The sequence below is a fragment of the Faecalibacterium sp. Marseille-Q4137 genome, assembly GCF_017377535.1.
Lineage (GTDB): Bacteria > Bacillota > Clostridia > Oscillospirales > Ruminococcaceae > Faecalibacterium > Faecalibacterium duncaniae.
In genome coordinates, this window is sequence record NZ_JAFREK010000055.1 from 1 (window position 1) to 13,533 (window position 13,533).

9 protein-coding genes and 1 pseudogene are annotated in these 13,533 nt (G+C 51.6%); 4 read left to right on the top strand and 6 right to left on the bottom strand.

Annotated elements, in window-relative coordinates:
• The 3 genes from J3353_RS14530 to J3353_RS14540 form a co-directional block, all read left to right on the top strand.
• A partial coding sequence (locus J3353_RS14530; protein ID WP_207685114.1) for a tetratricopeptide repeat protein occupies window positions 1-1,221 on the top strand: 1,221 nt, incomplete at its 5' end.
• Between the two features lie 15 nt (window positions 1,222-1,236).
• Window positions 1,237-2,562 (top strand): tetratricopeptide repeat protein, encoded by a 1,326-nt coding sequence (locus J3353_RS14535; RefSeq protein ID WP_154260422.1) that lies wholly within the window; start codon window positions 1,237-1,239, stop codon window positions 2,560-2,562.
• 361 nt (window positions 2,563-2,923) lie between these two features.
• The gene (locus J3353_RS14540; protein ID WP_117529620.1) at window positions 2,924-3,118 is read left to right on the top strand and encodes a DUF3873 family protein; all 195 of its coding nucleotides are present in this window, start codon (window positions 2,924-2,926) and stop codon (window positions 3,116-3,118) included.
• 52 nt (window positions 3,119-3,170) lie between these two features.
• Here the strand turns inward: J3353_RS14540 and J3353_RS14545 are convergent, their stop codons facing one another.
• The 5 genes from J3353_RS14545 to J3353_RS14565 all read right to left on the bottom strand — a co-directional run bounded on the left by J3353_RS14545 (window position 3,171) and on the right by J3353_RS14565 (window position 11,828).
• On the bottom strand, window positions 3,171-4,553 hold the full coding sequence (locus J3353_RS14545) for a relaxase/mobilization nuclease domain-containing protein (protein WP_207685117.1): 1,383 nt from the start codon (window positions 4,551-4,553) through the stop codon (window positions 3,171-3,173).
• A 55-nt stretch (window positions 4,554-4,608) separates the two neighbouring features.
• The gene (locus tag J3353_RS14550; RefSeq protein ID WP_154260426.1) at window positions 4,609-4,887 is read right to left on the bottom strand and encodes a hypothetical protein; all 279 of its coding nucleotides are present in this window, start codon (window positions 4,885-4,887) and stop codon (window positions 4,609-4,611) included.
• A gap of 110 nt (window positions 4,888-4,997) precedes the next feature.
• The gene (gene mobC, locus J3353_RS14555; protein ID WP_243145081.1) at window positions 4,998-5,327 is read right to left on the bottom strand and encodes a plasmid mobilization relaxosome protein MobC; all 330 of its coding nucleotides are present in this window, start codon (window positions 5,325-5,327) and stop codon (window positions 4,998-5,000) included.
• A gap of 1 nt (window position 5,328) precedes the next feature.
• Complete coding sequence (locus tag J3353_RS14560; RefSeq protein WP_370569213.1) at window positions 5,329-11,310, bottom strand: SNF2-related protein; 5,982 nt, start codon at window positions 11,308-11,310, stop codon at window positions 5,329-5,331.
• Window positions 11,311-11,471: 161 nt separating this feature from the next.
• Window positions 11,472-11,828 (bottom strand): TnpV protein, encoded by a 357-nt coding sequence (locus tag J3353_RS14565; RefSeq protein ID WP_207685115.1) that lies wholly within the window; start codon window positions 11,826-11,828, stop codon window positions 11,472-11,474.
• A gap of 1 nt (window position 11,829) precedes the next feature.
• On the opposite strand from J3353_RS14565, the gene J3353_RS14570 reads away from it, so the two are divergent.
• A complete protein-coding gene (locus J3353_RS14570) occupies window positions 11,830-12,234 on the top strand; it encodes a hypothetical protein (protein ID WP_207685116.1) in 405 nt (134 codons plus the stop codon).
• Window positions 12,235-13,012: 778 nt separating this feature from the next.
• Here J3353_RS14570 and J3353_RS14575 read toward each other — a convergent pair.
• Window positions 13,013-13,533: pseudogene (locus tag J3353_RS14575) on the bottom strand (hypothetical protein); the annotation flags it as partial.

The window sequence follows — 13,533 nt, forward strand, 5'->3', positions numbered from 1 at the left end:
GGGTTAGTAGTAATATTACTGACTGCCTGTGCTTCAAAAGCGGCGAACGCAACAGAAAAAATCGAGCTTGGCCAGAAATATCTGACGGAGGCAAACTATACTGAAGCTATTGCCGCATTTACCGAAGTGATAAAGATTGACCCATCTAACATCGAAGCCTACATGGGTCGTGCAGAAGCGTATAAGGGTTTGAAACAGTACGATGATGCAAAGGCAGACTATACAGAAGTCATAGGGAAAACCGATGAAATGCCGTATACACAGGCACAGGCATATATGGGCCGTGCAGAAGTGTACGAACTGACTGATGAGACGACCTCTGCCGAGAGCGATTACAGCGTGGCAATCGACCTGCTGGATGAAGATGATATTGGAATGAAGGAAAATATTGCGGATACCTTTATTCGGGAGCTGAAAATCAAGGTACTGCAGTTGCACGCAGAAATTTGCATAAGACTTGGATTGTATGATAAAGCACTGGATGACTACGCAATGTTAGCAGAGCTTGGTGTGGATATGACGGCGGAAAATCAGAAAGACTCTTCTGCACAGGACGAAAGTTCAGTTGGTGGAACATATGTATGGAACTATGCTGATGAAAACGGGGATGTTACAAAAATGCAACTGACTGTGCAAGCTGGAAGCCGTCAAATGAACGCCATCGTCAACTATCCTTCTAATCTTGATGCGGAGGCTATAGCGGGCATAATTGCTGGCTATACATTAAAAAAAGAGTATCCAGAAATAGAAGAAGCGTATTTGGAATTTCAGAAAGCAGCAGAGGCTAATAGTAGATTGGCGGAGAGAATTGATGTAAATCATGTGACAGAGGCACAAATGCAAGAAGCAGAGGCATTGGCAGCACAATGGGAAGCACTCGAGTCGAAATACGGTAGCTATTTTCAGATATATGAGAACGAGATTCAGAAATGGGCGGGAGTTGATTGGAGACCCCAAATTATTGAAACCGTTTTTCTGAGTAATCCCGTTAGTCGTGTTGAAAAAACATCTGATACGCTTTATATTTATGTTCCAACTGGAACAAGATATACAAAAGCCATAATGGACTTTATATCTTATAGTGGAAAGTCAGAGTCGATCGATGCGACAGATATGGTAATGGAAGGGAAAAAAAATAATTTGTCTCAGCCAATTTATGAGTGGGACATGAGCAGCAATATGATTGGTTCGTTCAAAATTGAGTATCGAGAGGATAAATAAGAAAGGACTTCGGTTATGAAAAAGTGTAAAGAGATATTGATTGGTGTACTCCTCTTATCAATGGTCTTTTTTACGGCCTGTACCTCGAAAGCTGCAAAGGCAATGGAGAAGGTAGAACTTGGTCAGAAGTATTTGACCGAGCTGAACTATACGGAAGCTGTAGCATCCTTTACAGAAGCTATTGGTCTTGATCCGGAGAATATCTCAGCATATATGGGCCGTGCAGAAGCTTATGTGGTTTTGAAACAGTATGATGATGCAAAGACAGACTATACCACAGCTATCGAAAAGGCAGTGGAACAGCCCTACACACGTGCAGAAGCCTATGTGGGTCGTGCAGAAGTCAACGAGGTGACCAACGCAAATGAAGCTGCATTGTCAGATTATGAGTCAGCTCAAAATATTTTGGACTCTATTGACTGGAGTAAATTTAAAGAAATCACAGAGCAGATGCTTAAGGCATTACAAGAAAAAATAGAGAAAGCCTGCGAAGAACTGAGAGCCTTGCTGGGCCTTAATGAAAATGATGAGCCGCTGGACACAACTGCAATATTCCAGAATGCAATAGATGGGGTGGCGGCGGACGCTGAATATGCAGAAAACGAGCGTTATGTCATCGTGAACGATTATGATGGGGATGGAAAACAGGAAGCCTTTGGATTTTTGGGAATCCGGAATGACGAATACCAGACATGGGAGTCGGTGAAGCTTTACTACCTGAAATCGGATGGTTCGGTCGAAGAAATTGCTCTGAATGGAGATGTAACGGGCGGACCGGCAAAGGTATCTGGGGCCGAACAGATGGATTTTTCAGAGAGCTTTATTACGCTGGGCAATAAAACTTTTTTGGACTTTGAAATCGGATATTCGGCGAGCGAACCAACGACTGTATTGTTTGGTGTAAATGATGGAAATTATACATCGACTTCAGTGTACGGCTATTTTCCGGAAAAGGTCGATGAAAACCACATTGCGACCTCGGATTTGGATTATCGGGTTGTCTACAAAGAAGAAAACGGTATTTTTACTGAGACAATGAGAATGCCGGGAGAGGATTACGAATATCGGTTTGCTTCAAAGGAAGAATACCTGAATAGTATGCTGACGGAAGAACAGCTGAAGGATATGGCAAGAGGTCTGGGAGTACCAGAAGACCTTGATGTGAGGTACATTCAAGGTGAAAGAAGCTACTGGGAGGCTGGAGAATGCTGGGAAATCTATGTGTTGGTCTGTACTGGTAACAAATGCATAGCCTCCTGTAGCATTAATCCGGACAATGGGGAATGGACGCGAAATACTGCTATGTATGATCCAGATCATGCATGGGAGGTAAACTGCTGAGAAGATTGCGATTTCAAATGTTATGCTTAAGTATGAATTGGTTGTCTCTCATATATGCTATATGCTTTGAGCACATACATCTGTACTGTTCATTGAAGCGGCAAGCAGTGCATTTGTGCGCACAAATGCTATTTTGCGTTGCAAAATGCTTGTTGGGCGGTGCCCAAACCCCATGCGTTCTGCATCCAATGGATGCAGGCTGCGCATTCCTGCGGAACGCTTCTGCTGCGTGTCAATGCACACTCTCTCCGAAAATCCCGAATGCTTTTTGGTGCAAGCGTCAATGGCACAGTCCCGGCATTCGTGGTAAAATAAAAACGTTGTGTGCCTGACACACGAAAAAGAGAGGACGGATGCAGAGATGGAACAGCTTTATCTGATGCCCGGTGAGGAACGCTACACGAAGTTTCAGGACGAAAACGGCGTACCGAAAGTTCGGTACACTTACTGTTCGCTGCACGGCAGGCTGTTCAACTGCACTTGCAAAACCATGGACGAAGCCCAGCGGTTGTGCGAGGATTGGCTCGTGACGCAAGATCGCTGCTACATAAACTAAAAAAGACCGCCGGGAACCGACCATAAAAGGTCAGACTCTCGGCGGCCTTGGCTTATCGGGTTTGTTCTTTTTCCTTGCCGTCCTTTTCCTCTGCAAAGAACAGCTCTACATTCTTCTGCGCTTTTACGATCTCCTGCATCTCATCCCGTGCCTTTCGGTACTCTGGATAGAGTGCTTTTTTCTTGGTGAGCAAAGCAGAATACTCCGCGTTCAGCTCCTTTACCTTCGGCAGCTTTTTCAATCCTGTTTCATCAAAAGCGTCTTTGGCAGCTCGGTGCAACGTTATTTCCTCCCGGTGTGCTTCCAGAAATTTGGGACTATACCCAGATTTGCGGTAAGCATCATACACTGGCCGGGTCTTGGCGTAGTTGACGATGTGCGCCCGGAGGACGGCAATCTCGGTCATGCGCTGCTCTGCGGCCTTGATAGAATCGCCCAGTTCGTGATAGTGTGAAAGTGCAGCATCTGAAAGCTCTTTCAGCTCATCCGCACTGCCGATTTTCTGCTCTTGCAGAAAAATCAGCGTCTTGGACATTTCTTTCAGATTATACTTTTTCGCCCAACGTTCATAGCCGCCGCCTTTGCCTTCAGCAAGTTTTGCCTGAATATCGACCAGCAGCTGAAACGGCTGCTCTTTGGGTAGCTGTTTCTGGCGGGGGTGGTGCTCCACTTTGCCAGCCAGCACAGCTTTGATTTCGTCCTCGCTGTACCCGGCACCCAGTGTCTTGAACCGGATAAAGCGTTTCTGCCGTGCGCCTTTGACCGAGGTGTATTTGCCGCGCTTGATTTCATAGCCCTGCTGTTCCAGCTTTTGCAGAAAATCTTCGTAGTCGGTGGGCTTCTGCTGCAAAATTTCGTCGATGACACTGCACAGCCGGTCGCGGTTGCTTTCCTTTGGCGGGTAAGTGATGCGCTTCTGCCGTTCTCGGTAAGGCTTCTTTTCAATTACGGAGAGCTGATGCTCCAGACAAATCAGGTCGCTCAATCGCTGCACTGCCAGCCCAGAGAAGAAAAAATCCCGAAATTTCCGGGTGCCATCCAAAGCGGTCGAGTTATAGATAATATGATTGTGGATATGCTCCCGGTCGGTATGGGTGGCGACGATAAAAGCGTGTTTGCCTTTCAGAAATCGGGAGGCCAATTCGTAGCCAACTTGATTTGCTTCCGCTGCTGTGATTTCACCGGACCGGAAGGATTGCCGTATCTGATAGGCAATCACATTGCTTTTCTGGCTGCGCCCGGTGGCCTGCTCGTACAGCTTCTTTGTGAGCATAAACTCCTCATCCACGGTAAGCGGGCTGCATTGATAGCTGCTGACAAGTTCGCCCCTTTCAGTCTTGTCGGGATTCTGCGCATAGCCGGTGCGGTCTTTCAGGCAGGCGGCAATAGATTTTCCTTTGTGCTGATGCAGTGCAATCAGACGAGTAGCGGCCAGAGCAGATCCCCCCCTTCAACGAAAAAGCCGCCCGAAGGCGGCAGAAGATTCAAAATCAAATAACGTCCCGGAGCCAGCCGCTGAATCGTTCAACGCCCTCCACCATCGCAGTTGCGCCGACAAAAAGGACAAAGCAGAGAAATTCAGCAACCAGCAGAATCAGGAACTGATCCCAAGTCTGGCGGTAGACGGTGTAGATGCCGCAGCCGAAAATATACAGCATCAACGGCGCGACAACATAGCTGGACAGAGTAAGAAGCCACTTTGCCATCAAAGCCAGAAAAGCCACGAACAGAGAGATCGGAGCAAGCATCATCTTGAACAAAAACCTCATATCAGACACCAACCTTTCTTTTTCGCCCCTATTATAAAGGTATCGACATCTGCCTTGCAAGGATGTCAACCCTTATGTACCCCCACAGTCCTCCAACTGCGGGGAAAATTTTAGAGCTCTGCCAGCCGGGAAAGGATCTGCCGACCAATCTCAATCAGCTCATCCAGCCGGGTGCGCAAGTCCTCAAGGTCTGCGGCATACAGCTGATTGCTTTCATTGACACGCTTCGCCATCTGATTCAGATTATTGCTGCAATTCTGAAGAAGGTAGGACATCTTCCGCAGCTGTGGCAGATCAAGGTTCAGACAATACCCATCCAGCGCCATTTTGCGGATATAGGCACTCAGGCTGTGAATCCCCATGCCATACATTTTTTCACAGATGCGATGCCGTTCTTCTGCGGTGACACGAATAAACAATCGGTACTCCCGATTCCGCACGTTATCGTTCCTCCTTGTCGAAATAAGATTTGAACGGTTTGACGGGTTCTACCTTATCAGCCTTATCTTCCAGCGCAGCCAGCACAGAGGGGCGCGGGGCATCCTCCTTTTTCGGTTCTTCCTGTTCCGGCTCATCATGCTGTTTTTCGTCCACATCCAGCTGTGCATTCAGCTCGGCCAGCCGTGCAGATTTCTGCGCCAGTTCCTCTTCCTGCGGGAACGGCTTTTCCACCTCGACCTGCGCCGCCGCCTGCTGCTGATGCAGGGTGGTCAGCTCATTCTCGGCGGCGGTGATGCGCTCCGGGAAGCTGTTCAGGGAATTATCCAGACGGATGATGTTGCCCAGCGGGTCGTTGCCCAAAGGCACCGTGTACTTTCGCTGCCCTTTCAAAAGTGCCTGATACTCCGTGCGGAAAGCATCGAACCGCAGAGAAAGCTCAAAGCCCCGGTAGTTGCCGATGACTTTTTCCTCGGCGTTGGGCAGCTCGGAACAGGCAAGAACCAGACGCTCGCCGGCGGTCTTTTTCTCGTCGTAGGCAACACCCTTAATGACCATGCCGCAAAACTCCTCCTTGCCCTGCGGGTGGGCGGCGGCAAGCTGTGCGTCCGCTTTCAACCCGGCAATGTGGGCGTTCGTTTCCTGAATGTCAGCCGGGAACTTCGTCAACAGCTTATCTTCCAAACGGAACTTCTGGCTCTGATGGTCGGCTTTCAGCACCTTCAGCTTTGCGACCTGCACATCCAAATCCATCTTCTCTTTGATGAGAAGATTGCCGGCACACAGAGCCTTGATTTCTGCATAAGACAATGCCTGTTCATCTACATCATCGCAGGAGCGAACCGGGGATTTAGAAGTCATAATTTGCGAGATGAAACGCTGTTTATTCTCAAGGGTCTGAAAAAGGTACGAATCAAATGTGCCTTCGGTGACGTAGTTGAACACCTTGACTTCCTTGTTCATGTTGCCCTGCCGGATGATGCGACCATTGCGCTGGGTCATGTCGCTGGGCTTCCAGCCAACGTCCAAGTGATGCACCGCCACAAGCCGGGACTGCACGTTGGTGCCTGCTCCCATTTTCGCTGTACTTCCGAGCAAAACTCGCACATCGCCGGAGCGCACTTTGGAGAACAAAGCTGCCTTTTTCGCTTCGGTATCGGCGTTGTGGATAAACTCGATCTCGTTTTCCGGCACGCCGGCGGCGATCAGCTTTTTGCGAATATCATCGTACACATTAAAGTTGCCGTCGTTTTTCGGAGTGGAGAGGTCGCAGAACAAAAGCTGTGTCAGCTTCTGGTCTTTGCCATCTTCCCAGATTTTCAGCACGTTCTGCACACAGACGTTCAGCTTGCTGTTGGGGTCGTCCGGCAGCATGGGGTTCATCAGGCGAACATCCAAGCCGATCTTACGCCCATCGTTGGTGACGCAGAGCATATTGTCCACGGACGCATCCACGATGCCGGAGTGAATATCTGCGGCACGTTTGCTCAGTTCCTGCACCATCTCTTTTTGAATTTCTGACGGCTTTGCCACCACGGTTTCAAACTTTGCTTCGGGCACAGGCAGATGAAGCTGGTCAGATGTTTTAATGTCCGCAACCTCCTTGAACATGGACATCAGTTCCGGCAAATTGAAGAACTTTGCAAATCTCGTTCTTGCCCGATAGCCGGTGCCCTCCGGGGCCAGTTCGATGGCGGTGGTGGTCTCTCCAAAGGTAGATGCCCAGCAGTCGAAGTGGGTCAGCTTTTTCTGCTGCAAGGTGCTGTACTGGAGGTAGCGCATGACCGTGTACAACTCGGTCATGGAATTGCTCACGGGCGTGCCCGTGGCAAACACCACGCCCCGCCCGCCGGTGATCTCGTCCAAGTATCTGCACTTGCCAAACATATCGGAAGATTTCTGGGCTTCACTGGTGGATAATCCTGCGACATTACGCATTTTTGTTGTGAGGAACAAATTTTTGAACGCGTGTGACTCGTCCACAAACAGGCGGTCAACGCCCAGTTGCTCAAAGGTAATTACATCGTCCTTACGCTCATCGGAGCGCAGTTTTTCCAGCTTGGTTTCCAGCGTTTTCCGGGTCTTTTCCATCTGCTTGATGGAGAAATTTTCGCCTGCGTGGACTTTCAGCTCGTTGATGGCGGCAAGCGTTTCATAAATTTGCTCCTGAATAATGCGCTCCTGCCGCTCAAAGGACAGCGGGATTCGTTCAAACTGACTGTGTCCGATGATGACGGCATCGTAATCGCCGGTGGCGATACGGGCGCAGAATTTTTTGCGGTTGGCGGTCTCAAAGTCCTTGCGCCGTGCCACCAACAGCTTGGCATTCGGGTAGAGGTTCAGAAACTCCGATGCCCACTGCTCCGTCAAATGGTTGGGTACGACAAAAAGACTTTTCTGGCACAGTCCCAGCCGTTTTGCTTCCATAGCGGATGCCGCCATTTCGTAGGTCTTGCCCGCACCAACTTCGTGTGCAAGCAGCGTATTGCCGCCATAAAGCACATGAGCAATGGCGTTGCGCTGGTGCTCTCGGAGGGTGATCTCCGGGTTCATACCGACAAAATGGATGTGGGAGCCATCGTATTCACGGGGTCTGGTGCTGTTGAACAACTCATTGTACTGTTTCACCAGCGCTATGCGCCGCTGGGGGTCCTGCCAGACCCAGTTTGCAAAAGCGTCCTTGATGACCTGCTGTTTCTGCTGTGCCAGCATGGTTTCCCGCTTGTTCAGCACACGCTTCGGTTTGCCCTCGGCATCCTCGATGGTGTCGTAGATGCGGACATCTTTCAGGTTCAGGGTCTCCTCCAGAATCTTATAGGCATTGGCACGGGATGTGCCGTAGGTCTCGGACGAAATAATGTCACTCCGCCCGGTGGCGGTCTTGCCCTCCACACGCCACTCGGCGGTATACGGAGAATATCTCACTTTGACTGCATGGCGCAGATAGTAGGGAATCTGGAAGGTTTCGGTCATAAACTTCTGGATAATGTCCGGGTCCAGCCATGTGGCACCCAAGCGCACATCAATTTCAGAGGCTTCCAGTTCTCTGGGCTGCGCCTTGGTCAGTGCCTCCACATTGACGGAAAACTCCGGGTTGGTCTCTGCCGCAAACTGCGCCATCCGCAGCTTTGCCCGAACATCGCCGGACAGGTATTCGTCTGCCATCTGCCAGCCCGCTTCCGGGTCGGTGGGGTCGGCGGCAGGGTCTTTGAAGATCACGCCGGAGAGTTCGGTGGTAATGCGCCCATACTCGCCGGGTGTGCCCAGCAGTTCTGCCATATAGGGCAAGTCCACTTTGCCATGCTCACCAATAGATACCGCCAACGCTTCGCTGGGGGTATCCACACTGGTGACGGTGCGCTCCGGGCGAATGGTGCGCTTGGTGAACATCGCTGCCCTGGATTTAAGCTGCCCTTGCTCGTCCAGATTTTCCAGCGAACACAGCAGATAGTAGGAGGAATCCTGCTCAAATAATCTGCCGTTTTTACGGTCATTCAGCAAGCCATATTGGGCGGTAAAGGCATCATAAGCGGCATTCAAACGCTCCTGCGTTGCCTTGATGTCCTCGTCCGGGAAGTCATTCAACTGTTGCTGAATCAGCTCGTTGACGATTTGCCGCAGTTCCACCATGCCGGTGACACGGCCCTTGGCGGTGTCGGACAGCTCCACCTGCGTCATCACGGAATTTTCCCGGTAGAACACCTCGCCGTCCACCACCGTGTAGGAGAAATTCTTCACCTCCGGGTCGGCAGGCAGGGTGCGCCGGGTGGTTTCTTCCTCGGCAATGTCAGGGGTGTCCACCTCGGCGGCGGTGTATTGCCCATCAATATGCTGTACCGCTTCTGCAAGCTGGTCTGCAAGGTTTGCACCCTCGATGGGAGCAACGGTCAATTCCTCTCGTCCATACTGGGTGCTTTCGGTGGAGAGTACGCCCAGAATCATCTCCGAGTGGTCTACGAAATACTGGTTGATGGCAAAGCCATCTTCTGTTTTGCCCAACTGCACCCAGTCCGGCTCATGGTCAATGGGGCGGTCACGTTTTTGCAAAAAGATAATGTCGCTGACAACATCCGTGCCAGCATTGGCGCGAAACGCATTATTCGGCAGACGGATAGCACCCAACAGGTCAGCACGCTCTGCCATGTGCTTGCGGGCGGTGCTGTCCTTGCTGTCCATGGTGTAGCGGCTGGTGACAAACGCCACGATGCCGCCCGGACGCACTTGGTCGATAGCCTTGGCGAAAAAGTAGTTGTGGATGGAGAATCCCAACTTGTTGTACGCCTTGTCGTTGATCTTGTAGTTGCCGAAGGGTACGTTGCCCACCGCCAGATCGTAGAAGTCACGCCGGTCTGTGGTCTCAAAACCGGCAACAGTAATGTCAGCCTGCGGATACAGCATCTTGGCAATGCGCCCGGTGATGCTGTCCAGTTCCACGCCGTACAGCCGGCTGTCTGCCATGCTGTCCGGCAGCATTCCAAAGAAGTTGCCTACACTCAGACTAGGCTCCAGAATGTTACCGCTGCGGAAACCCATGCGTTCCACCGCATCGTAGATACCACGGATAACGGTGGGGCTGGTGTAGTGGGCGTTCAGGGTACTGGAACGAGCGGCGGCGTATTCGTCCTCGGAGAGCAGTCCTTTCAGTTCGACGTACTCTTTTGCCCAACTGTCTTTGCCGGAGTCAAAGGCATCTGCCAGACCGCCCCAGCCCACATACTGGGAAAGCACCTGCTGTTCCTCGGCGGTGGCACCCCGGTGTTCCTGTTCCAGCTTGAACAGGGTGCGGATGGCTTCGATATTTCTCGCATATTTCAGCTTTGCGCCGCCCTCGCCCAGATGGTCGTCCGTGATGCGGAAGTTCCCAGCAGGCTCCGGCGCAGGTTCAGCATTCAGAGCTTCATCCAAGGCAGCGGCATCCGGGAAGGTCTGCACTTTTCCGTCCATCACAGTAGAGATGGGGAGTTCGTCCAGTTCTTCGTCCGTAAGCGGCGGTTTGTCCTCGTCCGGCTCATGCGCAGGAGTGAGATTGACAGTCAGGTTGTGCAGATGGATGTTGCCCGGCTGGCGCAGCAGCCGTTCCAGATTTTCATTGCTTTCCGAGCGGGCAACCGGATAGACCTCATCCGGGTCACGAAGCTGGATGTTCAGAGTTCCGACAGTTTCGACCGTAAAATCCTTACCGTCCAGACGGATTGTATCGCCCACACGGTAATCACGCTCTTTTGGGAGAGCGAGAACAGGTTCATTTTCCGCCAAAAACTTTGCCTTTTCCACTGCAAGCCAATCGGCGGCGGTTCGTTCATCCGTCTCTTTTTTCAAAGCGGTGCAATAGGATTCGGCCTGCTCCTTGTCTGGAAATTGCGCCATTCCGTTGTCATTTGCATAGTAGCCCTCATTGAGATCATCCCAGATAGCAAAAAGCGGGGACGCACCTCCGACCACTTCGCGGACAGAAAAACGCTCATATTCCGGCACCTCGGATTCCTTGTAGATGGTTTCTGCCTGCGCCAGCATTTCATCCACACGCTGGCTAGGTTCATTCTGCCGCAGACCGTCCTCGAATTGTCGTTTGTTGATAACTTCGTTATCCCACGACTGTCCGTGTGCACTGGTGTCGATGCGAACATCCGTTTCGCCGATATAGCCAATGGTGCCCTCGATGGTTCCAGTGGGCAAATCAACCATTACATCGTCACCGACTTTGTAGCCGTTTTCTTCCGGTACAGTGGTACGCTGCTCCTTTTCTTCATCCGTCAGGTAGCGGTCGGACTGGATCATCAGGTCGATATACTTTTCCACCTGCGCCCATTTCAGGGTGATTTTCTGGTGGTCGGGGTAATGGTCAAATTCCAGACCCTTCCAGTCGTGATTCACAAAGCCCCGGCTTCCGTCCAGAAAATCGTGGGAGTGCCCACCAATGCCGTACTCCTTTGCCAGTGCTTTGGCACGGAGTTTGCGGTCAGGCTGGATCTGGTACAGCGCCATAATGCGCTGCTTGCCGCCCGTAAATCCCGAACCGTGCTTACGCAGTTCGTTTTCAATTTCAGCCTGCGACAAAACAAAAGCGGAGGGCGTTTTTTCGCTCTCCGCTCGGTCGATTTTTTCGATTTGCTGGGCTTCGGTGGGGAGGACAGCATCCAGAAAACTTAGCTGTAGATCAGCTCCGTCAGCACCAGTTCCTCTGCCTGTACTTTCAGGCTGTTCATGTGCTGCACCCAAGCCATCTGATTCTGCTCCTTGTCCGGGGCCGGGTTCTGTTTCAGAAGCTGCGCCATGGTCTGCTGCATCCGGCTTTCTGCCGTCTGCTCCACCTCCATCAGGTGCGGGTACAGGCTCCCATTCAGGAGCATCGTGTGGTACAGCACCGGGCGATGCTCCTTCAGGTACGTCCGGCGCAGCCTGCCGTACTTGCCCAGCGGCTTCCGGGGCTGGTTCAGAATCAGGTTCGGGAGCTGGTAGTCCCCGACGGTCGAGTAGGTCACGTTCCTGCTGTTCGTATTCATATTGGCTCCTTTCTGCATTGCGGCGGCGAATGGTTGTTTTGACGGTGCGCTCGATGTTCCGCAGCACCTCCCGGCTCATGTCGCTGACGGCTGCGCCGAGGGCATAGACACTATCCGGGGTGGAAAAATTGTAGATCGCCTGAAAATCGTCCTTGTCGAACCACCCGGCAGGCTCGAATCCACAGCGTTCCAGCAGCGTGTAGGTGACGCTGATGGCGGCGGCGGACTTGAACTGCATCTCCACCCCGGCTTCATCATAATCCATCAACAGCGAGCCGTCAACGATGGCGCGGATATCCCCGCCGTTGTTGTCCCAGTAATCTGCCACCAGTTTCCCGGCAACATCGGCAAGCTGCTGGCTGACACGCTCTCCGCTGACGCCGTAGGTGGCGGCGAGCATTTCTGAAACCGGTTGTTTCAGGTCATTGTTGTACTGCCACACCTCCGGGTCACGGGAATTGCGGCGCACCCCGGTGTCGCTTACGTCAAAGACGTAGTGCAGCCGGGGGAATCCGCTGGATTCGTCCAGCAGGGCGATGCCCTTGGCACCCCGGCGCACATAACGGTTCATCCGGTTGTTCCAGATGTCAAAGTCGGCGCAGGCGGTGGCATCCGGGCGCTGGGCGTAGATCATCAACTGGTCCGCAAAGGGATACTTGTACAGTCGGGATGCGGTGGTCAGGTAGTCCGTCCAGCTTTCCCAATACCGGGTCAAGCCGTTCGCCGTGCGCTGGGCAAGGGCGAGGTATTCTTCGGTTTTGCTTGGCATTTTGGCCTCCTTCTTCAGATTTTAGGGTATAAAAATAGCGGGCAACCGTTTTGGGGTTGCCCGCAAAGGGTGTAATAAAGATCGATTATTATTCAAACTTTTTATGACACTTTGGGCACTCTTTAGGGATTGGTCTATAACCAACAAGCGAGCAGCCACAATAAGGACATTTCATCATAATGAGATGATATACAATGCCGCCAATAACAACTATTGCACCGATTAACAGGCACAGGTTGATTTTGTACTCCTTTGTTGTCATTGCGCCTATTACCACGAGCAATATTCCTGTTACCAAGATGAGACAAGAAATGAAAGCGTGCTTTTGCGGGCTGTTGTTTTTCATATGGTCACGTTCCTTTGTCAAATTCCGAGTTGTCGAATTGAGCATATTACATAAGCGAACGCTCTAACCTTACAGCTCGGTTTCCACCGCAAGCTGCTCCTGCTTTTCTTTTTCGTCAGCGATTTGGACGTCAATATCTTCGCGCATCTTTTTCAGAAGTGCGAGGACTCGCTTGATTTGACCCTTGGTGTTTTCCACCCTGCTCTGTGCCTGATTGATGTGATCCAGAACTGCCCAGTCTGCAAAGAGGCCGTCAAAGAAGAAATCCGCAAATTTCAAAAAGCTGTCCACCGTAACCTGAAGGTCTGCGGTGATTTCAACATCGGAAAGTTCAGTTTTGAACCGCCGCAGTTCCACTTGAAGCTGTTCGATTTGTTCCTGTGCATCGTCCAGTTCCTCATACTTGGCAAGATCGGCCATCAAACCGCCGCCCATTACGTCCCATGTACTCCAGCCCTCGGCATTGTCGAGGGTTTCCAGAACTTCATTGACCGTATGCAGGGCGGTCTTTCCGGCGTTGATGGCTTCCAGCAGCTCCCGTTTTTGGACTTTCAGCGCGGCAATGCGGCTTTCGCTTTCTGCAACCTGCT

Coding starts and splice junctions, on each gene's coding strand:
- J3353_RS14535 (WP_154260422.1), top strand. CDS start 1,237: ATGAAAAAGTGTAAAGAGATATTGATTGGTGTACTCCTCTTATCAATG.
- J3353_RS14565 (WP_207685115.1), bottom strand. CDS start 11,828: ATGAATACGAACAGCAGGAACGTGACCTACTCGACCGTCGGGGACTAC.
- J3353_RS14540 (WP_117529620.1), top strand. CDS start 2,924: ATGGAACAGCTTTATCTGATGCCCGGTGAGGAACGCTACACGAAGTTT.
- J3353_RS14560 (WP_370569213.1), bottom strand. CDS start 11,310: ATGGCGCTGTACCAGATCCAGCCTGACCGCAAACTCCGTGCCAAAGCA.
- J3353_RS14550 (WP_154260426.1), bottom strand. CDS start 4,887: ATGAGGTTTTTGTTCAAGATGATGCTTGCTCCGATCTCTCTGTTCGTG.